Here is a 25,981-nt window from a genome sequence, read left to right as displayed (position 1 = left end):
ATTGAGCGAAGAAAATACGTACGACTCAACGAGCATTAAAGTGCTGAAAGGCCTGGATGCCGTACGCAAACGTCCCGGTATGTATATTGGCGATACCGACGATGGCAGCGGCCTGCACCACATGGTGTTCGAGGTGGTCGACAACTCGATCGACGAAGCGCTCGCCGGCTACTGCGACGACATCAGCATCATCATCCACCCGGATGAGTCCATCACCGTTCGCGACAACGGTCGTGGCATCCCGGTAGACGTACACAAAGAAGAAGGCGTTTCGGCAGCCGAGGTCATCATGACCGTGCTGCACGCCGGCGGTAAATTCGACGACAACTCCTACAAGGTTTCCGGCGGTCTGCACGGTGTGGGTGTGTCGGTAGTTAACGCCCTGTCGGAAGAGCTGGTCCTGACCGTTCGCCGTAGCGGCAAGATCTGGGAACAGACTTACGTCCACGGTGTTCCGCAAGAGCCGATGAAAATCGTTGGCGACAGCGAAACCACCGGTACGCAGATCCACTTCAAGGCTTCCAGCGAAACCTTCAAGAACATCCACTTCAGCTGGGACATCCTGGCCAAGCGGATTCGTGAACTGTCCTTCCTCAACTCCGGTGTCGGTATCGTCCTCAAGGACGAGCGCAGCGGCAAGGAAGAACTGTTCAAATACGAAGGCGGCCTGCGTGCGTTCGTTGAATACCTGAACACCAACAAGACCCCGGTCAACCAGGTGTTCCACTTCAACGTCCAGCGTGAAGACGGCATCGGCGTGGAAATTGCCCTGCAGTGGAACGACAGCTTCAACGAGAACCTGTTGTGCTTCACCAACAACATTCCACAGCGCGACGGCGGTACTCACCTGGTGGGTTTCCGTTCCGCACTGACGCGTAACCTGAACACCTACATCGAAGCAGAAGGCCTGGCGAAGAAGCACAAAGTCGCCACCACCGGTGACGATGCCCGTGAAGGCCTGACCGCGATCATTTCGGTGAAGGTGCCGGATCCGAAGTTCAGCTCCCAGACCAAAGACAAGTTGGTGTCTTCCGAAGTGAAGACCGCGGTCGAACAGGAAATGGGCAAGTACTTCTCTGACTTCCTGCTGGAAAACCCGAACGAAGCCAAGCTGGTCGTCGGCAAGATGATCGACGCGGCCCGTGCCCGTGAAGCGGCACGTAAAGCCCGTGAGATGACCCGCCGCAAAGGCGCGCTGGACATCGCCGGCCTGCCGGGCAAACTGGCCGACTGCCAGGAAAAAGACCCTGCCCTGTCTGAACTGTACCTCGTGGAAGGTGACTCCGCGGGCGGCTCTGCCAAGCAGGGACGTAACCGCAAGACCCAGGCGATTCTGCCCCTCAAGGGTAAAATCCTGAACGTCGAGAAGGCACGCTTCGACAAGATGATCTCTTCCCAGGAAGTGGGCACCTTGATCACTGCGCTGGGCTGCGGCATCGGTCGCGAAGAGTACAACATCGACAAGTTGCGCTATCACAACATCATCATCATGACCGATGCTGACGTCGACGGTTCGCACATCCGTACCCTGCTGCTGACCTTCTTCTTCCGTCAGCTGCCGGAGCTGATCGAGCGTGGCTACATCTACATCGCTCAGCCGCCGTTGTACAAAGTGAAGAAAGGCAAGCAAGAGCAATACATCAAAGACGACGACGCCATGGAAGAGTACATGACGCAGTCGGCCCTGGAAGATGCGAGCCTGCACTTGAACGAGGATGCACCGGGTATCTCCGGCGAAGCCCTCGAGCGTCTGGTGAATGACTTCCGTCTGGTGATGAAGACCCTCAAGCGTCTGTCGCGCCTGTACCCACAGGAACTGACCGAGCACTTCATCTACCTGCCGGCTGTCAGCATGGATCAGTTGTCCGATCATGCAGCGATGCAGGACTGGCTGGCCCAGTACGAAGTGCGTCTGCGCACCGTCGAGAAGTCGGGTCTGGTCTACAAGGCAAGCCTGCGTGAAGACCGTGAGCGTGGCGTGTGGCTGCCAGAGGTCGAACTGATCTCCCACGGCCTGTCGAACTACGTCACGTTCAACCGCGACTTCTTCGGCAGCAACGACTACAAGACCGTTGTTTCCCTGGGCGCTCAACTGAGCACCCTGCTCGACGATGGCGCGTACATCCAGCGTGGCGAACGCCGTAAGTCGGTCACCGAGTTCAAGGAAGCCCTGGACTGGCTGATGGCTGAAAGCACCAAGCGCCACACCATCCAGCGATACAAAGGTCTGGGCGAGATGAACCCGGATCAGCTGTGGGAAACCACCATGGACCCAAGCGTGCGTCGCATGCTGAAAGTGACTATCGAAGACGCCATTGGCGCGGACCAGATCTTCAACACCCTGATGGGTGATGCGGTCGAACCACGTCGTGACTTCATCGAAAGCAATGCCCTGGCGGTGTCCAACCTGGACTTCTGATCCCGGTCGACCCCAACGAAAAGGCCAATGCATTTGCATTGGCCTTTTTTTGCCCGCGTTTTACTCGCTCGCCGGTGCCACACTCTCCAACCGATACCCATAAATCGTCAGCAACTGCCAACCGCGATCCGCCGTCAGCCCAAGCTTGTTGCGCAGGCGATAGACGTGAGTATCGAGCGGCCGGGACGAGGACACTTCTTCATCGGGCCAGAATCGTTCGTACAGGTAATCCCGCGACCAGGCGCTGCCCATCGCGCAGCTGAAGATCGAACTGTTCAGCCAATACCGACGCTTTTCTTCCGCCCAAGGTATCGATGGCGTGTGGTTGGGATTATCGATGGTCAAAGCCGTTGTGGATGGGCATAAAAAAACCGGCTATATCCGCCGGTTTTTTTACGTCCAAAAAAAACTTATGCACGTTTTTATGGTTTTTATCATTCTAAGAAATATGTAAAAAAATCATAATGTTACGTACAAAAAACGACGCTTTTCAATGAAACGGTACACAGGTTATCCACAGAATCTCAGACAACCACCTGATCGTTTGAAACCGGTGCTTGCGGAGCCGGTGGCAGTGAGCCCATTTCCCGTTGCATCTGCTCGTTCCACGCCTGGACCCGGTCGTTCAATTCAGCAATGGCTCGTGGTCCGGTGCCTGCGGCATACATCGGCTCGCCAATAATCACAGTGATGACGCCCTGCTTCTTCGCCCAACCGGTTTTCGGCCAGAACTTGCCTGCGTTGTGCGCAATCGGCAGCACCGGCAATTCGGCGTTGACCGCCAAGGCACTGCCACCGCGCGAGAACTTTCCGACGGTGCCGAAAGGAACGCGCGTGCCTTCGGGGAAGATCAGCACCCAGACATTGTCCTTGAGCAACTCATCACCTTTTTGAGCCACATGCTTGAGTGCTGCTTTCGGGTTGTCGCGATCGATGGCGATCGGTCGCAGCATGGCCATGGCCCAACCGAAGAACGGCACATAGAGCAACTCACGTTTGAGCACCTGGCTCAGCGGTGAGAAGTAGGCGGAGAGAAAAAACGTCTCCCAGGTACTCTGATGGTTCGATTGAATCACGCACGGCCGTTCAGGTACGTTCTCGGCACCCTTCACTTCGTAGCGAATACCAAGGAACACTTTGCTCAGCCACAGGGCACAACGGCACCAATACACGTTGATGAAGCGATAACGTGCCTTGAAGGGCAGAAACGGCGCGATAAAAAAACTCAGGCTGCACCACAGCAAGGAGCTGGTGCCCAGCAGCAGGTAAAAGAGGAAGGTTCTGATGGCCTGCAATATCGACATGGTGACGTTTACCGTTGCGGGAATTGCCCGCCTGTATAAAGCGCACTCCTGATGGGTCCTTTATCAGGAATTTCAGAAGCACTCTAATTGTGGATAAGTTCTGCGGCAATCGCCGCCAGATCGTCAAAAATCAATGTGCCAACCGGAAGGGTCTTGCCCAAAGTCTTTTCGCCTTTCCCGGTCTTTACCAAAACTGGCTGTGAATCGACGGCTTTGGCGGCTTCCAGGTCACCAAGGCTGTCGCCGACGAACCAGAGATCGGTCAGCGACACGTTGTAATGAGCGGCGATGGTTTTCAACATCCCGGGTTTCGGCTTGCGGCAATCGCAGCCTTCGTCCGGCCCATGCGGGCAGTAGACGATCAGGCCGACTTCACCACCCTGCTCCGCCACCAACGCGCGCAAGCGCTCGTGCATGGCATTGAGGGTGGCAAGGTCGTAGTAGCCGCGAGCGATGCCCGACTGGTTGGTAGCGACGGCTACCGTCCAGCCAGCCTTGCTCAACTGCGCGATGGCTTCGATCGATCCGGGGAGTGGAATCCACTCCTCCACCGACTTGATGTAAGCGTCGGAGTCGTAATTGATCACTCCGTCCCGATCGAGAATCAGCAGTTTCAACAGCAGTCCCTCAACCCAGCAGCGAAATGTCGGCGACGCCGAGGAACAGCCCACGCAGACGTGCCAGCAACGCATAACGGTTGGCGCGGACCTTTGCGTCCTCCGCATTGACCATCACGGCTTCGAAGAACGCATCCACCGGTTCGCGCAGTGCAGCCAGGCGTGCCAGTGATTCGCTGTACTGACGCGAGGCGGCCATTGGCTGTACAGCCTGGTCAGCCTGCTGGATCGCCGAGTACAGGGAGAACTCGTTGGCGTTGTCGAAGTATTTGGCTTCCACGACTGTCGGAACGGAGCCTTCAACCTTGCTCAGCAAGTTCGACACGCGCTTGTTCACGGCGGCCAGGGCGGCAGCTTCCGGCAGTTTGCGGAAAGCCTGTACCGCTTGCACGCGCTGGTCGAAGTCCAGGGCCGAACCGGGCTTCAGGGCACGTACCGACAGGTAGGTCGCCACATCGACGCCTTCGTCTTCGTAACGGGCACGCAGGCGGTCGAAGATGAATTCCAGCACCGAATCGTTCAGGCCCGCAGCCTTGACCTTGGTACCGAACGCATTCACAGCGAAGGCCACGGCGTCGTTCAGGTCCAGATCCAGTTGCTTCTCGATCAGGATACGCAACACGCCCAGTGCAGCACGGCGCAGGGCGTACGGGTCTTTGCTGCCGGTCGGCAGCATGCCGATACCGAAGATTCCCACGAGGGTGTCGAGCTTGTCGGCAATGGCCACGGCCGCACCGGTCAGGGTGCTTGGCAGTTCAGCGCCGGCACCGCGCGGCATGTACTGCTCGTTCAGCGCCAGTGCGACATCTTCCGGCTCGCCATCGTTGAGGGCGTAGTAGTAACCGGCGACACCTTGCATCTCCGGGAACTCGCCGACCATCTCGGTCGACAGGTCACACTTGGACAGCAGGCCTGCACGAGCAGCCCACGAAGCGTTGCCGCCAATGCGCGCCGCGATGTAGGCGGCGAGTCTGGAAACGCGTTCGGCCTTGTCGTAGACGCTGCCGAGTTTTTCCTGGAACACCACGTTTTGCAGGCGCAGGTTGAAGTCTTCGAGCTTTTGCTTCTTGTCTTGCTTGAAGAAGAACTCGGCGTCGGTCAGGCGTGGGCGAACCACTTTCTCGTTACCGGCGATGATCTGCTGTGGGTCCTTGCTCTCGATGTTGGCCACGGTAATGAAACGTGGCAGCAACTTGCCGTCGGCGTCCAGCAGGCAGAAGTACTTCTGGTTGTCCTGCATGGTGGTGATCAGGGCTTCCTGCGGCACGTCGAGGAAGCGCTCCTCGAACGAGCACACCAGCGGCACCGGCCATTCGACCAGCGCGGTCACTTCATCGAGCAGCGCTGGAGGAACGATTGCCGTGCCTTCCTGACGGGTGGCCAGCTCTTCGGTGCGCTTGCTGATGATCTCGCGACGCTCGTTGGCGTCGGCCAAAACGAAGGCGGCACGCAGGTCGGCCAGGTAGCTGGACGGCGAACCGATGCGCACGTTTTCCGGGTGATGGAAGCGGTGGCCACGGGAGTCGCGGCCGGCCTTCTGGGCGAGGATGGTGCAGTCGATGACCTGGTCACCGAGCAGCATCACCAGCCACTGGGTCGGACGAACGAATTCTTCCTTGCGCGCGCCCCAACGCATGCGTTTCGGGATCGGCAGGTCGTTCAGCGAATCTTCGACGATGGTCGGCAGCAGGCTCGCAGTCGCCTTGCCGGCGATGCTCTGGCTGTAGCGCAGTTTCGGGCCGCTCTGATCGATTTCGCTCAGCTCGACGCCGCACTTCTTGGCGAAGCCCAATGCTGCCTGGGTCGGGTTGCCTTCAGCATCGAACGCGGCCTGACGCGGCGGGCCGTCGAGGTTGATGCTGCGATCCGGCTGCTGGGTGGCCAGTGCGGTGATCAGCACGGCCAGGCGGCGCGGAGCGGCATAAACGGTTTTGCTCTCGTAGTTCAGGCCGGCAGCTTGCAGGCCCTTGTCGATACCGGCGAGGAACGCCTCGGCCAGGGTGTTCAGGGCTTTGGGTGGCAGTTCTTCAGTGCCCAGTTCAACCAGAAAATCCAGAGCACTCATTGTGCAGCCTCCAGCTTGGCCAGTACTTCATCACGCAGGTCCGGGGTCGCCATCGGGAAGCCCAGCTTGGCGCGAGCCAGCAGGTAGGCTTGCGCAACGGAACGCGCCAGGGTGCGTACACGCAGGATGTATTGCTGACGCGCGGTCACCGAGATCGCCCGGCGCGCATCCAGCAGGTTGAAGGTGTGGGAAGCCTTCAACACCATTTCGTAGCTCGGCAACGGCAGCGGCTGGTCGAGTTCGATCAGGCGCTTGGCTTCGCTTTCGTAGAAATCGAACAGTTCGAACAGCTTGTCGACATTGGCGTGTTCGAAGTTGTAGGTGGACTGCTCCACTTCATTCTGGTGGAACACGTCGCCGTAGGTCACTTTGCCGAACGGACCGTCAGCCCACACCAGGTCGTAGACCGAGTCCACGCCTTGCAGGTACATGGCCAGACGTTCGAGGCCGTAGGTGATCTCGCCGGTCACCGGGTAGCACTCGATGCCGCCCGCTTGCTGGAAGTAGGTGAACTGGGTCACTTCCATGCCGTTGAGCCAGACTTCCCAGCCCAGACCCCAGGCGCCGAGGGTCGGCGATTCCCAGTTGTCTTCGACGAAGCGAATGTCGTGGACCAGCGGGTCCAGGCCAACGTGCTTGAGAGAGCCCAGGTACAGTTCCTGGAAGTTGTCCGGGTTCGGCTTCAGGACCACCTGGAACTGGTAGTAGTGCTGCAGACGGTTCGGGTTTTCACCGTAACGGCCATCAGTCGGACGGCGGCTTGGCTGCACGTAGGCGGCGTTCCAGGTTTCCGGGCCGATGGCGCGCAGGAATGTTGCGGTGTGGAAAGTGCCGGCGCCTACTTCCATATCGTAGGGCTGAAGTACCACACAACCTTGCTCGGCCCAGTATTGCTGGAGGGCGAGGATCAAGTCTTGGAAGGTACGCACGGCTGGCGTAGGCTGGCTCACGAAATTCACCTGTTTCTTGGGCTGCGATTTAAAGAGCGGGAGTATACCCGATTCATTGCTGCGCACGCCCCCTGGAGCCTTATGCCACGCTGCTTTTGGTGTTCCGAAGATCCGCTGTACATGGCTTATCACGATCAGGAGTGGGGCACGCCGCTACGGGATGCGCAGGGATTGTTCGAGTTGCTTTTGCTCGAAGGGTTCCAGGCCGGGCTCTCCTGGATCACCGTGCTGCGCAAGCGCGAGCGTTATCGCGAAGTTTTGTTCGGCTTCGACGTGCAGCGCGTGGCGCAGATGAGCGATGCCGAAATCGACGAGCTGATGCTCGATCCCGGCATCATCCGCAACCGACTCAAGCTCAACGCGGCCCGGCGCAATGCCCAGGCCTGGCTGGCGCTGGAGGATCCGGTGGCGTTTCTGTGGTCATTCGTCGGCGGCACGCCTGTGATCAATCATTTCAAGGATCGCAGCGAGGTCCCGGCCGTGACGCCGACTGCCGTGGAAATGAGCAAAGGCTTGAAAAAGGCCGGTTTCACGTTCGTCGGGCCGACCATCTGCTACGCGCTGATGCAGGCCTCGGGCATGGTCATGGATCACACCCGCGATTGCGACCGCTACGCGCAGCTGGCGAACGGCGGTTAGAATGGCCGCCTCGCGCACAGCACAAGATCAGGAGTGACCTGTGGATAAGTTTAAAGGCGCCTTGCTGGTAGGCGCTCTGCGGCTGTTTGCCCTGCTTCCGTGGTGGGCCGTGCAGGCCGTGGGCTCGGCGATTGGCTGGGTTATGTGGAAAACCCCGAACCGTTCCCGCGACGTGGTACGGATCAATCTGTCCAAGTGCTTTCCGGACATGGACCCCGCCGAGCGTGAACGCCTGGTGGGCCAGAGCCTGAAAGACATCGGCAAGTCCCTGACCGAGAGTGCCTGCGCCTGGATCTGGCCGGCCCAGCGCTCCATCGACCTGGTGCGCGAAGTCGAAGGCCTCGACGTATTGAAGGACGCCCTTGCCTCCGGCAAAGGCGTGGTCGGCATCACCAGCCACCTGGGCAACTGGGAAGTGCTCAATCACTTCTATTGCAGCCAGTGCAAACCGATCATTTTCTACCGTCCGCCGAAATTGAAGGCAGTAGATGAATTGCTGCAAAAGCAGCGGGTGCAGTTGGGTAACAAGGTCGCTGCTTCCACCAAGGAAGGCATCCTCAGTGTCATCAAGGAAGTGCGCAAAGGTGGTGCAGTGGGCATTCCCGCTGACCCGGAACCGTCCGAATCCGCCGGGATCTTCGTGCCGTTCTTCGCCACTCAGGCACTGACCAGCAAGTTCGTACCGAACATGCTGGCCGGCGGCAAAGCGGTCGGCGTGTTCCTGCACGCCCTGCGCCTGCCGGACGGTTCGGGCTACAAAGTGATCCTTGAAGCCGCGCCAGAGGCCATGTACAGCACCGATACGGCAGAGTCCTGTGCGGCCATGAGCCAAGTGGTCGAGCGCTATGTGCGGGCGTACCCGAGCCAGTACATGTGGAGCATGAAGCGCTTCAAGAAGCGCCCACCGGGTGAAGAGCGTTGGTATTGACTTACTTGGCACACTCTGTGGATAACCTGTAAGAGCGAGCTTGCTCGCGATGGACGTTAACGATGATGTGGGCTGCCAGGTTGAACGCGGCACCCTGGCATCCATCGCAGCAAGCTCGCTCCTGCACGTATCCACAACCGTTCATCAGGGCGCAAAAAGATGTCCGAACACCGCAAATCATTTCGCATCAAGATCAGTCACGAAAGCATCGGCGATTGCCTGGGCCAGACGCGCAACCTGTCGACCACCGGCGTCTACGTCAAGCATCCGAAACTGTCGGCGCTGCCCAGGGGGGCGGTGGTTTACGGACAGGTGCAGGACTTACCCACAGGCGCGCCTCGCGTGCGCATGGAAGTGGTGCAGGTGGACGCCGAGGGCATCGGTTTGCGCTATCTCTGATCAGTGGGCCTGACGCTCGAGCTTCTTCAGGAACACCGTCATTTCCTTCTCCGCCTGCTTGTCGCCATGGCCGCGAGCAGCTTCCAGGCCTTGCTCCCAGGCCTGCCGCGCGGCCGCAAAGTCCGCCAGCGCCAGATGGGCCTTGCCCAGTAGTTTCCACGCCGCCGAATACTTCGGATCGAATTCGACGCAGCGCTGAAAATGCTCCGCAGCCTTGGCGTTCTCCCCCAGATCCAGATAACCCTTGCCCAGGCCGAAGCGCAGCAAAGCGTTATCCACACCCTTGGCGAGCATTTTTTCCAGGGATTCGATCATCGGTGGATTCCTTGCCTGAGGCATGTCATGGGTTGATTTACTGTAGGAGCGAACTTACTCGCGATGAACCTGAAAGCGACGCGGGGTGTCTGGTTTCCAGCATTATCGTTGACGACCATCGCGAGCAGGGCTCGCTCCTACAAAGGCAGGCCCCGGATCAGAAGAAGCTCAGCCCCACATGGAACAACTTCTCTACATCGCGAATATGCTTTTTATCCACAAGGAACAGAATCACATGGTCGCCCGCTTCGATCACGGTGTCGTCATGGGCGATGATCACTTCTTCGTCGCGGATAATCGCACCGATGGTGGTGCCTGGCGGCAGGCCAATGTTCTCGATGGCCTTGCCGATCACCTTGCTCGATTTCGCATCACCATGGGCAATTGCCTCGATGGCTTCCGCCGCACCCCGGCGCAGTGAGTGCACGCTGACGATGTCGCCCCGGCGCACGTGGGCCAGCAATGTGCCGATGGTCGCCAGTTGCGGGCTGATGGCGATGTCGATGTCGCCGCCCTGGATCAGGTCGACATAAGCCGGGTTGTTGATGATGGACATCACCTTCTTCGCGCCCAGGCGCTTGGCCAGCAACGACGACATGATGTTGGCTTCGTCGTCGTTGGTCAGGGCCAGGAAAAGGTCAGCGTCGGCGATGTTCTCTTCCATCAGCAGGTCGCGGTCCGAAGCGCTGCCTTGCAACACCACCGTGCTGTCCAGTGTGTCGGAGAGATGACGGCAGCGTACAGGGTTCATCTCGATGATTTTCACCTGATAACGGCTTTCGATGGCCTCGGCCAGACGCTCGCCAATCTGCCCGCCACCGGCGATGACGATGCGTTTATAGGTTTCGTCGAGACGGCGCATTTCGCTCATCACCGCACGAATGTTCGCCTTGGCGGCGATAAAAAATACTTCGTCGTCGGCCTCGATCACCGTGTCGCCCTGGGGCAGGATCGGCCGGTCACGACGGAAAATCGCCGCAACGCGGGTTTCCACGTTCGGCATGTGTTCACGCAACTGCCGCAGTTGCTGGCCCACCAGCGGCCCGCCGTAGTACGCCCGCACCGCCACCAATTGCGCCTTGCCTTCGGCGAAGTCGATCACCTGCAAGGCACCGGGGTGCTGGATCAGGCGCTTGATGTAGTTGGTGACCACTTGTTCCGGGCTGATCAGCACGTCCACCGGAATCGCTTCGTTCTGGAATAATTGCTCTTCGCGGGTCAGGTACGCGGCTTCGCGAACCCGGGCGATCTTGGTCGGGGTGTGGAACAGGGTATGGGCGACCTGACAGGCGACCATGTTGGTTTCGTCGCTGTTGGTCACCGCGACCAGCATGTCGGCGTCATCGGCTCCAGCCTGGCGCAACACGGTCGGGAATGAGCCACGACCTTGTACCGTGCGGATGTCCAGGCGGTCACCAAGGTCGCGCAGACGTTCGCCATCGGTGTCGACCACAGTAATATCGTTGGCTTCGCTGGCCAGGTGTTCCGCCAGCGAACCGCCGACTTGCCCTGCACCGAGGATGATGATTTTCATCCAGTCACTCCATTGAATCCATTTAACCGCGCGTGGCGGTGATCTTGATCAGCTTGGCGTAGTAGAAGCCATCGTGGCCACCTTCCTGGGCCAGCAACTGGCGACCATGGGGCTGCTTGATGCCAGCCGCCGTGGCGAGGTCCAGTTCACGAGCACCCGGCGTGCGGGCGAGGAAGGCTTCGATGACCTCGGTGTTCTCGGTCGGCAGCGTGGAACAGGTGGCGTACAGCAGGATGCCGCCGACCTCCAGGGTTTTCCACATGGCATCGAGCAACTCGCCCTGCAGCAGCGCCAGCGCGACGATGTCGTCGGGTTGGCGGGTCAGTTTGATATCCGGGTGACGACGAATCACACCGGTGGCCGAACATGGCGCGTCCAGCAGGATGCGCTGGAACGGCTTGCCGTCCCACCACACCTGAGTGTCGCGGCCGTCGGCGGCAATCAGTTCGGCGCTCAGTTTCAGGCGTTCGAGGTTTTCCCGCACCCGCACCAGCCGCTTGGCTTCCAGGTCTACCGCCACGACGCCGGCCAGTTTTGGCTCGGCTTCGAGGATGTGGCAGGTCTTGCCACCTGGTGCACAGCAAGCGTCGAGCACCCGTTGACCCGGCGCGAGGTCGAGCAGATCAGCAGCCAGTTGCGCGGCTTCGTCTTGCACGCTGATCCAGCCCTCGGCGAAACCCGGCAGGCTGCGCACATCGGCGGCGGCGTCGAGCACGATGCCGTCGCGGCTGTAGACACACGGCGTGGCGGCAATTCCCGCGTCAGTCAGCAAACCGAGGTAGGCATCACGGGTGTGATGGCGACGGTTGACCCGCAGGATCATAGGCGGATGCGCATTGTTCGCCGCGCAAATGGCTTCCCATTGATCTGGCCAGAACGCTTTCAAAGATTTCTGCAGCCAGCGTGGGTGAGCGGTGCGCACCACCGGATCACGTTCCAACTCGGCGAAAATCGTTTCGCTTTCGCGCTGAGCGTTACGCAGCACAGCGTTGAGCAGCGCCTTGGCCCAGGGTTTTTTCAGCTTGTCGGCGCAACCGACGGTTTCACCAATGGCGGCATGGGCCGGGACACGGGTGTAGAGCAACTGATAGAGACCTACCAGCAACAGCGCCTCGACATCGGCGTCGGCAGCCTTGAACGGCTTCTGCAGCAGCTTGGCCGCCAACGCCGACAAACGTGGCTGCCAGCGCGCGGTGCCGAACGCCAGGTCCTGGGTAAAACCGCGATCACGGTCCTCGACCTTGTCCAACTGCGTAGGCAGCGAACTGTTGAGCGAGGCTTTTCCGTTCAGGACGGCAGCGAGTGCCTTGGCGGCGGCCAGACGCGGATTCATTGAGCGTCCGCCACTTGGCCGAGGACAGTACCGGTGGCGAATTTCTCGCGACGGCTGTTGAACAGATCGCTGAAGTTCAGCGCCTTGCCGCCGGGCAATTGCAGACGGGTCAGGCACAAGGCCTGCTCGCCGCACGCGACGATAAGACCGTCCTTGCTGGCGCCGAGGATTTCACCCGGGGCGCCTTTGCCTTCGGCGACGTTTGCGGCCAGCACTTTCAGGGCTTCGCCATTCAAGGTGCTGTGGGTAATGGGCCACGGGTTGAAGGCACGGACCAGACGCTCCAGCTCAACCGCCGGGCGACTCCAGTCGATGCGTGCTTCGTCCTTGTTCAATTTGTGCGCATAGGTAGCGAGGCTGTCGTCCTGCACTTCGCCCTCCAGGGTTCCGTCGGCGAGGCCGGCAATCGCCTGGACTACAGCCGGCGGGCCCATTTCGGCCAGGCGATCGTGCAGGCTGCCGCCGGTATCTTCGGTGCTGATCGGCGTGGTGACCTTGAGCAGCATCGGCCCGGTGTCGAGGCCGGCTTCCATACGCATCACGGTCACGCCACTTTCGGCGTCGCCCGCCTCCACGGCGCGCTGGATCGGCGCCGCACCCCGCCAGCGTGGCAGCAGCGAGGCGTGACTGTTGATGCAACCCAGACGCGGAATATCCAGCACCACTTGCGGCAGGATCAGGCCGTAGGCGACCACCACCATCAAGTCCGGCTTCAGTGCAGCCAGTTCAGCCTGAGCATCTTCGTTGCGCAGAGTGGGCGGCTGCAGCACCGGGATATTGTTCTCCAGAGCAAGCTGCTTGACCGGGCTCGGCATCAGTTTTTGCCCGCGACCGGCCGGACGATCCGGTTGGGTGTAGACCGCAACGATCTCGTAAGGGCTGCTCAGCAGGGCCTTGAGGTGTTCGGCGGCGAATTCCGGGGTGCCGGCAAAGACGATGCGCAGTGGCTCAGTCATGGGTGACGTCTCTTGAAAAGAAAAAGGCTTGCCGCAGCAAGCCTTTGAAGATGGGCATCAGGCGTTCTGGCGATGAAGCTTTTCCAGTTTCTTCTTGATGCGGTCGCGTTTGAGCGTCGACAGGTAATCGACGAACAATTTGCCGTTGAGGTGGTCGCATTCATGCTGGATGCACACCGCGAGCAGGCCTTCGGCGATCAGTTCGTAGGGTTGGCCATCGCGGTCCAGCGCCTTGACCTTGACCCTTTGCGGGCGATCGACGTTTTCATAGAAGCCGGGTACCGAAAGGCAGCCTTCCTGGTATTGCTCCATCTCGTCGGTCAGGGGTTCGAACTCGGGGTTGATGAACACTCGCGGTTCGGTGCGGTCTTCGGAGAGGTCCATCACGACGATACGTTTGTGCACGTTGACCTGGGTAGCGGCGAGGCCGATGCCAGGCGCTTCATACATTGTTTCAAACATGTCGTCGACCAACTGACGCACTTCGTCGTCCACTACGGCCACTGGCTTGGCGATAGTGCGCAGACGCGGATCAGGGAATTCGAGGATGTTTAAAATGGCCATAAGCTTGATAAGTGCACGTGTGAAGTAAGGTCGGGTCGATGGCCTGGCGGTCCGAAGATGCAGGCTACCGTTGTAAAACGTAGCTCCCTTTTGTTGACAAGCAAGCCGGGAGCGAGCCACTGACGGCTCTGGCGTTTCACGCGAATGCACATAATAAAGGGATTCACCGCATGAGGAAATCACTACTCGCCCTGCTGCTCCTGGCTTCGGCAGGTTGGGCGTACGGGCAAGGGCAGCTTCGGGAAGAGATTCCCACCATAAAGCTGTCGCCTCAGGTTCGCAGCAGCCCGGTGACCGAGGCTATCCCCAGCATTGCTCTGAAATCGATCAACAGCTTTCTGCTGAGCAACCGCATCGTCGACAAGGCCGAGGAATTCGACAAGGCGCCTTACATCGTCGCTGGTGATTCCGAACGGGTGCTCAGCGGCGCGGGTGACCGCATCTTTGCCCGCGGCCATTTCGATCCGGCGCAACCGACGTACGGTATCTTCCGCCAAGGCAAGGTCTACACCGATCCGCAGAGCAAGGAAATTCTGGGGATCAACGCCGACGATATCGGCGGCGGCGATGTCGTGGCCATCGAAGGTGACGTCGCCACCCTGGAGTTGCTCCGCACGACTCAGGAGGTCCGCCTCGGCGATCGCTTGTTCAGCGGTGAAGAGCGCGCGATCAACTCGACCTTCACGCCCAGCGCACCGAGCCACGAAATCAACGGTTTGATCATCGATGTGCCGCGTGGGGTCACGCAGATTGGCGAGTTGGATGTGGTAACGCTGAACAAGGGTCAGCGCGACGGCCTGGCCGAAGGCAATCTGCTGGCGGTAATGAAAACCGGTGAAACCGTGAGGGACCGGATCACTGGCCAGCCATTGAAAATTCCCGATGAGCGCGCCGGTTTGCTGATGGTTTTCCGTACCTACGACAAGCTCAGTTACGGGCTGGTGCTCAGCGCCTCGCGCTCGCTGTCGGTGATGGACAAGGTACGAAATCCGTAAAAGTGCTTCACAAGTTACCAACAGAGTTATCCACAGCTTATTCCCGTTTGTACGGGTGCTCATAACGATCAAGGATGATCCATGTCGCTGTCTGCCGTTACACCGGTTTCCCCCGCGGAACTGGAAGCTCGTTTACGTCTGCACCGTTTGCCGGAACTCGGCCCGGCGCGTTTCAAGAAATTGCTCGAAGCCTTCGGCTCGGCATCCAAAGCCATCAGTGCGCCAGCCAGCGCCTGGCGCGCGCTGGGTTTGCCACTGGCCTGTTCCGAGGCCAGGCGTAGCACTGAGATCCGTGACGGCGCCAGTCATGCATTGGCCTGGCTGGAGCGCCCGGCCCAGCATTTACTGATGTGGGACCAACCGGACTACCCGGCACTGCTGGCACAAATCAGCGATGCACCACCGCTGTTATTTGTCGCGGGCGATCCGGGCATTCTGGAAAAACCACAACTGGCGTTGGTCGGCAGCCGTCGCGCTTCCCGGCCAGGAATGGACACCGCTGCCGCGTTTTCCCGCAGCCTGGCGGGTGCCGGTTTTGTCATTACCAGCGGCCTGGCCCTGGGCATTGACGCCGCCGCGCACCAGGCCGCGCTCGACGTCGGCGGGCAAACGGTCGGTGTGCTCGGCACGGGGCTCGAGAAGTTTTATCCACAGCGAAATAGACGCCTGGCGGACGCCATGATCGCTTCGGGCAGCGCAGTGCTTTCGGAGTTTCCGCTGGATGCAGGTCCCAGCGCCAGCAACTTCCCTCGGCGCAATCGCATCATCAGTGGTTTGTCCCTCGGAGTGCTGGTGGTCGAAGCCAGTGTCGCCAGCGGTTCACTGATCACCGCGAGGCTGGCGGCGGAACAGGGGCGCGAGGTGTTTGCGATGCCCGGGTCGATCCATCACCCCGGCGCGCGCGGCTGTCATCAGTTGATTCGGGACGGTGCGGTGCTGGTGGAAACCATCGAACATATCCTCGAAGCCTTGCGCGGTTGGCAACGACTGTCGTTATCCACAGAAACCTGCACCCCTGCGACGACTCACCCACTGCTGAAACTGCTGCATGCCGCGCCTCACACCAGTGAAGCGCTGGCCGACGCAAGCGGCTGGGCCTTGCCGAAAGTGCTGGCGGCGCTGACAGAACTGGAAATGGATGGCCGCGCCGTGTGCGAAAACGGGCGCTGGTTTGCACGGGTGAGCTAGGTTTTATAAACAAGATCGGTAAACTGCGCAGAGCCTTAGTCTGGAGTGTTTTTCATGGTCAACAGTTGGCGTGTGCAACAAGCCGCGCAAGCAATTCGCGCCGGGGCGGTGATTGCCTACCCAACCGAAGCAGTCTGGGGCCTGGGTTGCGACCCGTGGGACATCGATGCGGTGGAACGTCTGCTGCTGATCAAGGGCCGCTCTGTGGAAAAGGGGCTGATTCTGGTCGCCGACAACATCCGTCAGTTCGATTTCCTCTTCGAAGACTTCCCCGAGTTGTGGATGGACCGCATGGCCAGTACCTGGCCGGGTCCGAACACCTGGCTGGTGCCGCACCAGAACCTGCTGCCGGAGTGGATTACCGGCGTGCATGAAACCGTGGCGCTGCGGGTCAGCGATCACCCGCTGGTGCGGGATTTGTGCGCGCTGGTCGGGCCGCTGGTGTCGACGTCGGCCAATCCGCAGGGGCGCCCGGCGGCACGTACGCGGATTCGCGTCGAACAGTATTTCCGTGGCCAGGTGGATCTGGTGCTGGGCGGAAACCTGGGCGGACGCAAGAACCCGAGCGTGATTCGCGATCTGGCGACCGGAAAGGTTGTGCGTCCGGACTGATACCGAGGCGCGCCCATCGCGAGCAAGCTCGCTCCCACAGGGGTTCTGTGTCGAACACAAATCCCCTGTGGGAGCGAGCTTGCTCGCGATGGCGTCCGTCAGGGCAACAGGACAACCGAACCTGTCGTGCGCCGCGCCGACAACTCGGTCTGCGCCTTCGCCGCGTCAGCCAGTGGATAACGCTGGCTGATGTCCACGGTCAGCTTGCCGCCGATGATCATCTCGAACAACTCGTCGGCCATGCGTTGCAGGTTTTCGGCGTTGTTCGCATAAGTGCCCAGGGTTGGCCGGGTCACGTACAACGAGCCTTTCCCCGCCAGGATCCCCAGGTTCACGCCGTCGACCGCGCCGGACGCATTGCCGAAACTCACCACCAGCCCACGCGGCGCGACGCTGTCGAGTGAAGTCAGCCAGGTGTCCTTGCCAACGCCGTCGTACACCACCGGGACTTTTTTGCCGTCGGTCAATTCCAGCACACGTTGCGCGACATTTTCATGGCTGTAATCGATGGTCGCCCAGGCGCCGTTGGCCTTGGCCAGCGCGGCTTTCTCCGCCGAGCTGACAGTGCCGATCAGCTTCACGCCCAAGGCCTTGGCCCATTGGCAGGCCAGGGAACCGACCCCACCGGCCGCGGCATGGAACAGGATGGTTTCGCCACCCTTGAGTTCATAAGTCTGACGCAGCAGATATTGCACGGTCAGGCCCTTGAGCATGACGCCAGCGGCCTGTTCGAAGCTGATGGCGTCCGGCAGTTTCACCAGATTGGCTTCGGGTAAGACGTGAACATCGCTGTAGGCGCCCAGCGGCCCGCTGCCATAGGCCACGCGATCGCCGATCTTGAAGCGGGTCACGTCGCTGCCCACTGCCTCGACCACGCCCGCACCCTCTGAACCGACACCCGACGGCAGGGACGGCGGTGGATACAAACCGCTGCGGTAGTAGGTATCGATGAAGTTCAGGCCGATGGCCTTGTTGGTCACGCGTACTTCCTTCGGACCTGGCTCGGCGGGTTGGTAATCCACATATTCGAGCACTTCGGGGCCGCCATGGGCGCGGAACTGGATACGCTTTGCCATCAGAACTCTCCATAGGTCGTTTTACCAAGCTCCCTATCGGACTCCTAAGCTTGATCTTCGTCAACTGCGGCGGGGTGACTTGCGATGGTATGCTACGCGCCCATTTGCGCAGGCTGAGCTCCAATGGAGCGCCGCGTTGTTTTGCCCGATTCAAGGTGATGACATGACGACCCGCACCGAGGCCGTAAAAGCCTACCTGCTCGACCTGCAAGACCGTATTTGCGCCGCCCTGGAAGCCGAAGACGGTGGCACGCAATTCGTCGAAGACGCCTGGACCAGGCCGGCGGGCGGTGGCGGTCGCACCCGTGTGATAGAAAACGGCGCGGTGATTGAAAAGGGTGGCGTCAACTTTTCCCATGTCTTCGGCAGTGGTCTTCCACCGTCTGCCAGCGCCCATCGACCGGAGCTGGCCGGCCGCGGCTTCGAAGCCCTCGGCGTGTCGCTGGTCATCCACCCGCACAATCCGCATGTGCCGACTTCCCACGCCAACGTGCGTTTTTTCATCGCCGAAAAGGAAGGTGAAGAGCCGGTCTGGTGGTTCGGTGGCGGCTTCGACCTGACCCCGTATTACGGCAACGAAGAAGACTGCATCCACTGGCACCGCGTGGCCGAGCAGGCCTGCGCGCCGTTCGGTCCGGACGTCTACCCGCGTTACAAGGCCTGGTGCGACAGCTACTTCCACATCAAGCATCGTCACGAGCCGCGTGGCATCGGCGGCCTGTTTTTCGACGACCTGAACGAGTGGGACTTCGACACCAGCTTCGCCTTCATGCGCGCCATCGGTGATGCGTACATCGACGCTTACCTGCCCATCGTGCAGCGCCGCAAGAACGATGCGTTCACCGCCAAGCAGCGTGAGTTCCAGGAGTTCCGCCGTGGCCGCTACGTTGAATTCAACCTGGTCTACGACCGTGGCACGTTGTTCGGCCTGCAATCGGGTGGGCGTACCGAGTCGATCTTGATGTCGCTGCCGCCGCAAGTGCGCTGGGGCTACGACTGGAAAGCCGAGCCTGGCAGTGAAGAAGCGCGTCTGACCGAGTACTTCCTGCAAGACCGCGATTGGTTGGCCGAAGCCTGAACGAGGAATCCTGATGGACCGTTATGTCGTATTCGGTAACCCGATTGGTCACAGCAAGTCGCCGCTGATCCATCGCCTGTTCGCCGAGCAGACCGCGCAGAAACTGGATTACAACACGCTGCTGGCGCCACTCGACGACTTTTCCACTTGTGCCCGGAGGTTTTTCCTAGAAGGACGCGGCGCCAACGTGACGGTGCCGTTCAAGGAAGAAGCCTATCGGCTGGCGAACAGCCTGACGGCGCGGGCGCAACGGGCCGGAGCGGTGAACACCCTGAGCAAACTGGCCGATGGCAGTCTGCTGGGCGACAACACCGACGGTGCCGGGCTGGTGCGGGACCTGACGGTCAACGCCGGGTTCAGCCTCAAGGGCAAACGCATCCTGCTGCTCGGTGCTGGCGGTGCGGTGCGCGGTGCTTTGGAGCCGTTGCTGGCCGAGCAACCGGCCTCGGTGATCATCGCCAACCGCACGGTGGACAAGGCCGAGCTGCTGGCGGAACTGTTCTGCGATCTGGGGCCGATCTCGGCCAGCGGCTACGACTGGTTGCAGGAGTCGGTGGACTTGATCATCAACGCGACCTCGGCGAGCCTGACCGGTGATGTGCCGCCTATTGCCCCCAGTTTGATTGAGCCTGGCAAAACGGTGTGCTACGACATGATGTATGGCAAGGAACCGACCTCGTTCTGCCGCTGGGCCAGCGAACACGGGGCGGCGGTGTCGATGGATGGCTTGGGCATGCTGGCCGAGCAAGCGGCGGAAGCGTTCTTCCTGTGGCGCGGCGTGCGCCCGGATACGGCGCCGGTGCTGGCTGAGTTGCGTCGACAGTTGGCCTTGTAACCTACTGTAGGAGCGAGCTTGCTCGCGAAAAACCTGAGGGCGCTGTTGGGCATCTGGTTTTGCGCGTAATCGTTCACGACCTTCGCGAGCTAGCTCGCTCCTACAGAGAGCGGTGTTTCAATCCTCAAACCGGATCGGGCATTTCTCCGCCCCTTCCAGCTTCCTCAACTCTTCCACCACCTGCGGCCGGGCCCGGCGCAAGGTCAGGCTGCGGTCCTGGCGAAGCAGGCGCCGCGCTTCCTGATGCAGCATTTCCACCCCTGAGTAGTCGATGAAGTTGATCTGCTGCGCCTCGATCACCACACGCACGCCGTGCATGCGTTGCAGGCGCACTTGCAGGTAATGGCTGGCGCCGAAAAAAATCGAGCCCCCCACCCGCAGAATGTCTTCCTCGCCATCTCGCACATGCTGCACCCGTGGTTGCGATGTGCGTTTGAGGTAGAAAAAAAGCGAGGCCAACACGCCAGCGTAGATCGCCGTCTGCAACTCCAGCAGCAGCGTGGCGACGCAGGTCAGCGCCATGACCACAAATTCGGCGCGGCTGACCCGCAACAACGCGCGAATGCCGCGATGGTCCACCAGTCCCCAGGCGATCAACAGAATGCTGCCGGCCATGGCTGGAATCGGGATGTGCGCGATCAGGCTAGCGCCGAAGATCGCAAACAGCGCCACCCACAATGCCGAAAAAATCCCGGCCAGCGGCGAACAGGCCCCCGCTTCGTAGCTCAGGCCTGAGCGAGTGAAGGAGCCGGCCGACAGCGATCCGGAAAAAAACGCACCGACGATATTCGACAGGCCCTGGGCGCGGACTTCCTGATTCGCGTCGAGTAATTGCTGCGAACGTGCGGAGATCGAGCGGGCAATCGACAGGCTGGTTACTAGCCCGAGCATTCCGACCGCCACCGCGCTGGGCAGCAGGCGCAGGATCAGATCCAGGTCCAGGGGCAACGGGCTGAAGGGCGGCAGTTTGCCGGTGAAGGCGCTTACCAGTTGCACATGGCCGAACATTGATGGCCAGAGCCAAACCAGCAAGCCACCGAGAATCAGGGTGATCAAGAGCGTCGGCCAGCGTGGCAGCAGCAGTTTGAGGATCACGCCGACCACCACGGTCGCCAGACCCAGCGCCAGCGAAGGTTTGTCCATTTCGCCGAGATGGCGCAACAACGTGATGAAACTATCCAGCGCGGTGGCCTGGCTGGGCAAGTCCAGCCCCAGCAGGTTAGGCAATTGACCGATGGCAATCACCACGGCAGCACCCAGGGTGAAGCCGAGTACCACCGAGTGCGAGACGAAATTCACCAGCGCGCCGAACCGCAGCAAACCCAGCAGCCACTGAAAGATGCCGGCAAGAAACGTCAGCAACAGGATCAACATGACGTAGTCCTGCGACGCTGGAACGGCCAGAGGACTGACGCTGGCATACAGGACAATGGAGATGGCGGCCGTAGGACCGCAGATCAAATGCCACGACGAACCCCAGAGGCAGGCGATCAGAACGGGGATGATTGCTGCGTACAGGCCGTATTCCGGTGGTAGGCCGGCGATCAGTGCGTAGGCAATGGATTGCGGCAACGCGAGGATCGCGCCGCTGAGGCCGACAATCAGGTCGCGCCCGACACTGGCGCGGGTTTGCCGGGGTAGCCAGGTGAGGAAAGGGAAGAGTGAATGGCGGCTGGGAAGGGCCATGGGTCCTCTCGGGTGGGGATTTTGCGCAAGGGTAGCAGGACAAGGCGATCATTGTGGCGAGGGGGCTTGTCGGACCGCCGCACCGCCCCGTTCGATGGCGCAGCCGTCCCAAAACCATTGAATGTGGTTTATCAGGTAGACCGCATTCAATGGTTTTACGATCGCTTCGCAATCGAACGGGGCGGTGCGGCGGTCCGACAAGCCCCCTCGCCACAAAGACCATATCGCCTCTGGTTTAGAGTTTGGCTTTGACCGCTGGCAAAGCATCCTTGCCATCCACTGTCTTCACCCCATCGAGCCATTTATCCAGCACTGCCGGGTTGGCCTTGATCCACGCCTTGGCCGCGTCGGCATTGCTGACCTTCTTGTTCACCACCTCGGCCATGATGCTGTTTTCCATCTCCTGAGTGAAACTCAGGTTGGTCAGCAGTTTGCCGACGTTCGGGCAGGCCTGTGCATAACCTTTTCGGGTCAGGGTATGCACGCTGCCGGTGTCACCGAAGTATTTCTCGCCACCCTTCAGATAGTGCATTTTCAACTGCACGTTCATCGGGTGCGGGGTCCAGCCGAGGAAGGTCACGAATTTCTGTTTTTTCACCGCGCGGGACACTTCCGCCAGCATCGCCTGCTCGCTGGACTCGACCAGTTTCCACTGGCCCATGTCGAAATCGTTTTTCTTGATGATCTCTTGCAGCGAGATATTCGCCGGTGCACCGGAGCCGATGCCATAGATCTTGTGGTCGAACTTGTCGGCGTACTTGTTCAGGTCGGCAAAGTTATGCACACCCGCGTCCCACACGTAGTCCGGGACAGCGAGGGTGAATTCGGTGCCGTCGAGATTCTTCGCCAGTTGCGTGACATCGCCGCTTGCGACGAATTTGTCGTAGAAGCCCTGCTGCGCCGGCATCCAGTTACCCAGGAACACATCGACCTGGCCGTCCTTCAACCCGCCAAAGGTGATCGGCACCGCGAGGGTGTCGACCTTGGCCTTGTAGCCCATGCCGTCCAGCAGAAACCCGGTGATGGCGTTGGTCGCGGCGATGTCGCTCCAGCCCGGGTCGGCCATTTTCACCGTCTCGCAACTCTGATCGGCAAACGCCGAGGCACTGCCCAGAGCCAGGAGCCCGACCGTCAGTACTGTGGATAACCTTTGCATGGACTTCCCCTTAACATTATTGGTTTTGGCAGGGTTGTGGATAACGTGCTTTACGTTCCAGATCGTCGAGGTCGATGTGGTTACGCATGTACTGCTGACTGGCGTCCACCAGCGGCTGGTGATCCCAGCTCTTCAGCTTGCCGAGGGTCAGCGCCTCGGCCACGAAGCGTCGGCGCCGCTGGCTTGCGAGCACCTGCTGGTGAATCGCCGGGATGTTCCATTTGGCCCGCGCTTCGGCGAGAAAATCGTCGAACAACTGGCGATGTTGCGGCGAATGACTGAGTTCTTCCAGTTCGCGAGGGTCATTCTGTACGTCGAAGAGTAGGCAAGGGTCGTCTTCGCTATAGATGAATTTGTAGGCACCGCGACGGATCATCATCAACGGGCTGACGGTGCCTTCGGCCATGTATTCACCGAACACTTCATCGTGACCGCCCTGCCCTTGCAGGTGCGGGACCAGCGAGCGGCCGTCCAGCGGCAAGCCCGGTTCCAGCGAGCCGCCGGCCAGTTCGACGAATGTCGGCAACAGGTCCGCTGTGGAAACACTGGCGCTGACCCGGCCGGCGCCAAACTGCCCCGGTGCGCTGACCAACAGCGGCACCCGTGCGGCCATCTCATACCAGTGCATTTTGTACCAGAGGCCGCGCTCGCCGAGCATGTCGCCGTGGTCACCGGAAAACACGATGATGGTGTCATCGATCAGCCCGGTATCTTCGAGGGTTTGCAGGAGTTTGCCGACGTTGCTGTCGATATAGCTGCACGCGCCGAAATAGGCGCGACGGGCATCGCGGATCTTATCCACAGGCAGTGGCTTGTCCCACAGGTCGTAGACCTTGAGCAAACGTTGCGAGTGCGGATCGAGGTCATGCGGGTCCGGGGTTGTAGGCAGCGGGATATCGGCATCGTCGTACAAATCCCAGAAAGCCTTGGGAATGGTGTACGGATCGTGCGGGTGAGTCATCGAAACGGTCAGGCAGAACGGCTGGTCGCCATCCTCGCGGATATGGTCGAACAGGTACTGCTGGGCCTTGAACACCACCTCTTCGTCGAAATCCAGTTGATTGGTGCGTACGCACGGGCCGGCTTGCAGCACCGATGACATGTTGTGATACCAGGTCGGGCGCACGTCCGGTTCATCCCAGTTTACCGCCCAGCCGTAGTCGGCCGGGTAAATGTCACTGGTCAGGCGTTCTTCGTAGCCGTGCAACTGGTCTGGCCCGCAGAAATGCATCTTGCCCGACAGGGCGGTGCGGTAGCCGAGGCGGCGCAAGTAGTGGGCGTAGGTCGGTACGTCAGCGGGGAAATCGGCGGCGTTGTCGTAGGCGCCGATCTTGCTCGGCAACTGGCCGCTGACCAGTGTGAAACGCGATGGCGCGCACAATGGGCTGTTGCAATAGGCGGAGTCAAACACCACGCCTTGTGCGGCGAGGCGACTGAGATTGGGCAATTTGATGGGCGATGGGCCGTAGAACGGCAACATTGGCGCGGCCATTTGATCGGCCATGATGAAAAGAATGTTCTTGCGCTTCATGTGATCGCGGCATTCCATAGTGGATGTTTATGCGAGAGTGCTGGCTTTGAGAATGAAACCCTCGCACCTTGTGGTAAAGCCCATACGCGGCAATGACTAGGATAAGCACAGCTTATGTATGACGCCCTTGGTGACCTGTCACTGGATCTGCTTCGCGCCTTCGAAGCGGCGGCCCGTCAGCGCAGCTTCACAGCGGCGGCGGTTGAACTGGGCACCACGCAACCGGCCATCAGCCAGCAGATCAAGCGCCTGGAAGAACAACTGGCAACACGGCTATTCGACCGCATTTATCGCGGAATCGAACTGACAGAGGCTGGGCAGATTCTTTTTGAGCAGGTTCAGCTCGGTTTGCAGAATATCGACGCAGGATTGAGCGCAATCAGCGCACAGCAACAGCATGAAGTGCTGCAGGTGGCCACGGATTTTGCCTTCGCCGCCTATTGGTTGATGCCGCGTCTGCACCGCTTTCACGCGGCCAATCCGCAGGTGGATGTCAGCCTGGTCACCAGTGAACGCAGCCATAACATGCTACGTACCGATATCGATGTGGCGGTGCTGTTCGGCGATGGCCGCTTCAAGCAGGGTGAAAGCCATTGGCTGTTCAGCGAGGAAGTGTTTCCGGTGTGCAGCCCGCAGTTGTTGAGCGAGCGTCCACTGCCCTTGCCAGCCCAGGCATTGCTGGAGTTTCCTTTGTTGCACCTGCGTGGGGAACACAGCAGTAACTGGTTCGACTGGAGTGGTGTGTTCCGCGAGCTGGGCATTACCTCGCCCCCGGCGCCCGGGCAGTTGCGCTTCGATAATTACACCTTGCTGATTCAGGCGGCGATTGGCGGCCAGGGCGTGGCCATCGGCTGGCGCCACCTTGTGGATAACTTGCTGGCGCAAGGGTTGTTGTGTCGACCGATCGGCGAAACGGTGATGTCGAGGCTGGGTTACTACGTGGTTCTGCCCCAGCGCAAAAGACGCGGAGCATTGATCCAGCAGTTTGTGGATTGGTTGATGGCGGAACAGGCCTGCAGTGCGCAATCGCTCAACGGCCTGACGCTGCCGTCCATTGCGGTTTAACTGTCGGTTGCGATGAAGTTGACGTGCTCGCCGATGTGCAGGTTCAGGTGCAATTCATCGGCAATGCCCACGGCAGTGCGGGCCAGCCGTTTGAGCGGTTCAACCAACCCCGGTTCGGGGTTGCCACCGATGTTGGCAAAGTGTTCGATGGTCAGCCCTGGTACCCCGCGCGGTTCGTTAACCAGCGTCCACTTCAAAGGACTGCTTTGCAGTGCCTCGCGGATTTCCTCGGCGGCGTGACGTTGCAAGCTATCCTCGGTTTCCGGGTCGTCCAGCACGTCGAAATCACCCACCAGAAACAATCGGGCGATGTTTGCTGCCTGCATGCCATCGATGAGCGCATCCACTGCCAGCACCTGCTCGACCGGGCCGGGCACGATGGCTTTTTCCACGTGTTCGCTATTGAACGGTAACCCTGGTGCGTCCAGTAAGCAGATAACCACTGAACTGCCGGCCACACTCTGCTTGACCCGTTGCGCGTCGAACAGGTCGCCAGTCTTGGTGCGCAGCCCCGGACGGGGTGCCAGCGCCGTCAGGTCATCGAGAATCGCGATCACTTCATGCTGGCGTCGCAGCATTTCAGCCATCAGCGCACTGCCCAGGCTACTCATGGCACCATAAAGCACCACTTTCACGACGGGGGTTTCGGCATTTTTCATGGCTGGGCTTCCTGTTTTCCAGCGTCTGTATAACGTTTGACCCGCAGGAAACGGCGAGGGTTCGAACAACTTTCAGA

Annotated in this window: 23 protein-coding genes and 2 pseudogenes; 10 read left to right on the top strand and 15 right to left on the bottom strand. The window is 60.2% G+C overall.

Features of this window, described 5'->3' with window-relative positions; all coding sequences use genetic code 11:
* The first annotated feature begins 1 nt into the window (after position 1).
* Positions 2–2,419 carry a DNA topoisomerase (ATP-hydrolyzing) subunit B gene (gene gyrB, locus AC1RDQ_RS04220; protein WP_057716535.1) on the top strand — a complete coding sequence of 806 codons (2,418 nt, stop codon included), beginning with the start codon at positions 2–4 and terminating at the stop codon, positions 2,417–2,419.
* Positions 2,420–2,479: 60 nt separating this feature from the next.
* On the opposite strand, the pseudogene AC1RDQ_RS04215 reads toward gyrB, so the two are convergent.
* The 5 genes and pseudogenes from AC1RDQ_RS04215 to glyQ all read right to left on the bottom strand — a co-directional run.
* Positions 2,480–2,662 (bottom strand): annotated as a pseudogene (locus AC1RDQ_RS04215) (winged helix-turn-helix domain-containing protein); the annotation flags it as partial.
* A gap of 281 nt (positions 2,663–2,943) precedes the next feature.
* The gene (locus AC1RDQ_RS04210) at positions 2,944–3,723 is read right to left on the bottom strand and encodes a lysophospholipid acyltransferase family protein (protein ID WP_057712652.1); all 780 of its coding nucleotides are present in this window, start codon (positions 3,721–3,723) and stop codon (positions 2,944–2,946) included.
* Positions 3,724–3,806: 83 nt separating this feature from the next.
* Positions 3,807–4,346, bottom strand: a complete 540-nt coding sequence (gene gmhB / locus AC1RDQ_RS04205; protein ID WP_167362881.1) for a D-glycero-beta-D-manno-heptose 1,7-bisphosphate 7-phosphatase — start codon at positions 4,344–4,346, stop codon at positions 3,807–3,809.
* Between the two features lie 4 nt (positions 4,347–4,350).
* Entirely contained in the window at positions 4,351–6,405 is a 2,055-nt protein-coding gene (glyS, locus tag AC1RDQ_RS04200; protein ID WP_349735868.1) for a glycine--tRNA ligase subunit beta, read from the bottom strand.
* The gene (gene glyQ / locus AC1RDQ_RS04195) at positions 6,402–7,355 is read right to left on the bottom strand and encodes a glycine--tRNA ligase subunit alpha (protein ID WP_003187265.1); all 954 of its coding nucleotides are present in this window, start codon (positions 7,353–7,355) and stop codon (positions 6,402–6,404) included. The genes glyS and glyQ overlap by 4 nt, the downstream gene beginning before the upstream one ends.
* Positions 7,356–7,436: 81 nt before the next feature.
* Here glyQ and tag point away from each other — a divergent pair, with 81 nt between their 5' ends.
* From tag to AC1RDQ_RS04180, 3 genes are all read left to right on the top strand, one after another.
* On the top strand, positions 7,437–7,994 hold the full coding sequence (gene tag, locus AC1RDQ_RS04190) for a DNA-3-methyladenine glycosylase I (protein ID WP_057712649.1): 558 nt from the start codon (positions 7,437–7,439) through the stop codon (positions 7,992–7,994).
* Between the two features lie 40 nt (positions 7,995–8,034).
* Complete coding sequence (locus AC1RDQ_RS04185; RefSeq protein WP_057712648.1) at positions 8,035–8,922, top strand: lysophospholipid acyltransferase; 888 nt, start codon at positions 8,035–8,037, stop codon at positions 8,920–8,922.
* Between the two features lie 159 nt (positions 8,923–9,081).
* Positions 9,082–9,321 (top strand): PilZ domain-containing protein, encoded by a 240-nt coding sequence (locus AC1RDQ_RS04180; protein WP_057712647.1) that lies wholly within the window; start codon positions 9,082–9,084, stop codon positions 9,319–9,321.
* Here the strand turns inward: AC1RDQ_RS04180 and AC1RDQ_RS04175 are convergent, their stop codons facing one another.
* From AC1RDQ_RS04175 to def, 5 genes are all read right to left on the bottom strand, one after another.
* A complete protein-coding gene (locus AC1RDQ_RS04175) occupies positions 9,322–9,636 on the bottom strand; it encodes a tetratricopeptide repeat protein (RefSeq protein WP_057397334.1) in 315 nt (104 codons plus the stop codon). It lies immediately after the preceding gene.
* A gap of 157 nt (positions 9,637–9,793) precedes the next feature.
* Positions 9,794–11,170, bottom strand: a complete 1,377-nt coding sequence (trkA, locus tag AC1RDQ_RS04170; RefSeq protein WP_057712646.1) for a Trk system potassium transporter TrkA — start codon at positions 11,168–11,170, stop codon at positions 9,794–9,796.
* 22 nt (positions 11,171–11,192) lie between these two features.
* Positions 11,193–12,503 carry a 16S rRNA (cytosine(967)-C(5))-methyltransferase RsmB gene (gene rsmB, locus AC1RDQ_RS04165; RefSeq protein WP_429521690.1) on the bottom strand — a complete coding sequence of 437 codons (1,311 nt, stop codon included), beginning with the start codon at positions 12,501–12,503 and terminating at the stop codon, positions 11,193–11,195.
* Positions 12,500–13,459, bottom strand: a complete 960-nt coding sequence (fmt, locus tag AC1RDQ_RS04160) for a methionyl-tRNA formyltransferase (protein WP_492586433.1) — start codon at positions 13,457–13,459, stop codon at positions 12,500–12,502. Before fmt ends, rsmB begins: the two co-directional genes overlap by 4 nt.
* Positions 13,460–13,516: 57 nt before the next feature.
* Complete coding sequence (def, locus tag AC1RDQ_RS04155) at positions 13,517–14,023, bottom strand: peptide deformylase (RefSeq protein WP_057712643.1); 507 nt, start codon at positions 14,021–14,023, stop codon at positions 13,517–13,519.
* Between the two features lie 242 nt (positions 14,024–14,265).
* Between def and AC1RDQ_RS04150 the strand changes: the two are divergent.
* From AC1RDQ_RS04150 to tsaC, 3 genes and pseudogenes are all read left to right on the top strand, one after another.
* Positions 14,266–15,018, top strand: a pseudogene (locus tag AC1RDQ_RS04150) (peptidoglycan-binding protein); the annotation flags it as partial.
* Between the two features lie 81 nt (positions 15,019–15,099).
* Complete coding sequence (gene dprA, locus AC1RDQ_RS04145; protein ID WP_492586431.1) at positions 15,100–16,206, top strand: DNA-processing protein DprA; 1,107 nt, start codon at positions 15,100–15,102, stop codon at positions 16,204–16,206.
* A gap of 54 nt (positions 16,207–16,260) precedes the next feature.
* A complete protein-coding gene (gene tsaC / locus AC1RDQ_RS04140) occupies positions 16,261–16,818 on the top strand; it encodes an L-threonylcarbamoyladenylate synthase type 1 TsaC (RefSeq protein ID WP_150812662.1) in 558 nt (185 codons plus the stop codon).
* Between the two features lie 98 nt (positions 16,819–16,916).
* Here the strand turns inward: tsaC and AC1RDQ_RS04135 are convergent, their stop codons facing one another.
* Positions 16,917–17,894 carry an NADPH:quinone reductase gene (locus AC1RDQ_RS04135; protein WP_102669495.1) on the bottom strand — a complete coding sequence of 326 codons (978 nt, stop codon included), beginning with the start codon at positions 17,892–17,894 and terminating at the stop codon, positions 16,917–16,919.
* Positions 17,895–18,057: 163 nt separating this feature from the next.
* On the opposite strand from AC1RDQ_RS04135, the gene hemF reads away from it, so the two are divergent.
* Together hemF and aroE are read left to right on the top strand one after the other, a co-directional pair.
* Entirely contained in the window at positions 18,058–18,972 is a 915-nt protein-coding gene (gene hemF / locus AC1RDQ_RS04130; protein ID WP_057716534.1) for an oxygen-dependent coproporphyrinogen oxidase, read from the top strand.
* 13 nt (positions 18,973–18,985) lie between these two features.
* On the top strand, positions 18,986–19,807 hold the full coding sequence (aroE, locus tag AC1RDQ_RS04125) for a shikimate dehydrogenase (protein ID WP_090452288.1): 822 nt from the start codon (positions 18,986–18,988) through the stop codon (positions 19,805–19,807).
* A 117-nt stretch (positions 19,808–19,924) separates the two neighbouring features.
* On the opposite strand, the gene AC1RDQ_RS04120 is transcribed toward aroE, so the two are convergent.
* The 3 genes from AC1RDQ_RS04120 to betC form a co-directional block, all read right to left on the bottom strand.
* Positions 19,925–21,493 carry a SulP family inorganic anion transporter gene (locus tag AC1RDQ_RS04120; RefSeq protein ID WP_090452290.1) on the bottom strand — a complete coding sequence of 523 codons (1,569 nt, stop codon included), beginning with the start codon at positions 21,491–21,493 and terminating at the stop codon, positions 19,925–19,927.
* A gap of 235 nt (positions 21,494–21,728) precedes the next feature.
* The gene (choX, locus tag AC1RDQ_RS04115; RefSeq protein ID WP_154860837.1) at positions 21,729–22,649 is read right to left on the bottom strand and encodes a choline ABC transporter substrate-binding protein; all 921 of its coding nucleotides are present in this window, start codon (positions 22,647–22,649) and stop codon (positions 21,729–21,731) included.
* 16 nt (positions 22,650–22,665) lie between these two features.
* A complete protein-coding gene (gene betC / locus AC1RDQ_RS04110; RefSeq protein ID WP_057712635.1) occupies positions 22,666–24,180 on the bottom strand; it encodes a choline-sulfatase in 1,515 nt (504 codons plus the stop codon).
* Positions 24,181–24,294: 114 nt separating this feature from the next.
* Between betC and AC1RDQ_RS04105 the strand changes: the two genes are divergently transcribed.
* Entirely contained in the window at positions 24,295–25,245 is a 951-nt protein-coding gene (locus AC1RDQ_RS04105; RefSeq protein WP_057712634.1) for a choline sulfate utilization transcriptional regulator, read from the top strand.
* Here the strand turns inward: AC1RDQ_RS04105 and AC1RDQ_RS04100 are convergent.
* Positions 25,242–25,904 carry an NAD(P)-dependent oxidoreductase gene (locus tag AC1RDQ_RS04100; protein WP_057712633.1) on the bottom strand — a complete coding sequence of 221 codons (663 nt, stop codon included), beginning with the start codon at positions 25,902–25,904 and terminating at the stop codon, positions 25,242–25,244. The two genes, AC1RDQ_RS04105 and AC1RDQ_RS04100, sit on opposite strands and share 4 nt — an antisense overlap.
* Between the last annotated feature and the right edge of the window lie 77 nt (positions 25,905–25,981).

This window comes from Pseudomonas sp. GW823-FHT02E01, from assembly GCF_058797535.1.
Note: the sequence above shows the minus strand (reverse complement) of the source record. Positions and strands in the feature narration are given on the sequence as shown.

Coding starts and splice junctions, on each gene's coding strand:
- AC1RDQ_RS04210 (WP_057712652.1), bottom strand. CDS start 3,723: ATGTCGATATTGCAGGCCATCAGAACCTTCCTCTTTTACCTGCTGCTG.
- glyS (WP_349735868.1), bottom strand. CDS start 6,405: ATGAGTGCTCTGGATTTTCTGGTTGAACTGGGCACTGAAGAACTGCCA.
- tag (WP_057712649.1), top strand. CDS start 7,437: ATGCCACGCTGCTTTTGGTGTTCCGAAGATCCGCTGTACATGGCTTAT.
- AC1RDQ_RS04180 (WP_057712647.1), top strand. CDS start 9,082: ATGTCCGAACACCGCAAATCATTTCGCATCAAGATCAGTCACGAAAGC.
- AC1RDQ_RS04175 (WP_057397334.1), bottom strand. CDS start 9,636: ATGATCGAATCCCTGGAAAAAATGCTCGCCAAGGGTGTGGATAACGCT.
- trkA (WP_057712646.1), bottom strand. CDS start 11,170: ATGAAAATCATCATCCTCGGTGCAGGGCAAGTCGGCGGTTCGCTGGCG.
- rsmB (WP_429521690.1), bottom strand. CDS start 12,503: ATGAATCCGCGTCTGGCCGCCGCCAAGGCACTCGCTGCCGTCCTGAAC.
- fmt (WP_492586433.1), bottom strand. CDS start 13,459: ATGACTGAGCCACTGCGCATCGTCTTTGCCGGCACCCCGGAATTCGCC.
- def (WP_057712643.1), bottom strand. CDS start 14,023: ATGGCCATTTTAAACATCCTCGAATTCCCTGATCCGCGTCTGCGCACT.
- dprA (WP_492586431.1), top strand. CDS start 15,100: ATGTCGCTGTCTGCCGTTACACCGGTTTCCCCCGCGGAACTGGAAGCT.
- tsaC (WP_150812662.1), top strand. CDS start 16,261: ATGGTCAACAGTTGGCGTGTGCAACAAGCCGCGCAAGCAATTCGCGCC.
- AC1RDQ_RS04135 (WP_102669495.1), bottom strand. CDS start 17,894: ATGGCAAAGCGTATCCAGTTCCGCGCCCATGGCGGCCCCGAAGTGCTC.
- hemF (WP_057716534.1), top strand. CDS start 18,058: ATGACGACCCGCACCGAGGCCGTAAAAGCCTACCTGCTCGACCTGCAA.
- aroE (WP_090452288.1), top strand. CDS start 18,986: ATGGACCGTTATGTCGTATTCGGTAACCCGATTGGTCACAGCAAGTCG.
- AC1RDQ_RS04120 (WP_090452290.1), bottom strand. CDS start 21,493: ATGGCCCTTCCCAGCCGCCATTCACTCTTCCCTTTCCTCACCTGGCTA.
- choX (WP_154860837.1), bottom strand. CDS start 22,649: ATGCAAAGGTTATCCACAGTACTGACGGTCGGGCTCCTGGCTCTGGGC.
- betC (WP_057712635.1), bottom strand. CDS start 24,180: ATGAAGCGCAAGAACATTCTTTTCATCATGGCCGATCAAATGGCCGCG.
- AC1RDQ_RS04105 (WP_057712634.1), top strand. CDS start 24,295: ATGTATGACGCCCTTGGTGACCTGTCACTGGATCTGCTTCGCGCCTTC.
- AC1RDQ_RS04100 (WP_057712633.1), bottom strand. CDS start 25,904: ATGAAAAATGCCGAAACCCCCGTCGTGAAAGTGGTGCTTTATGGTGCC.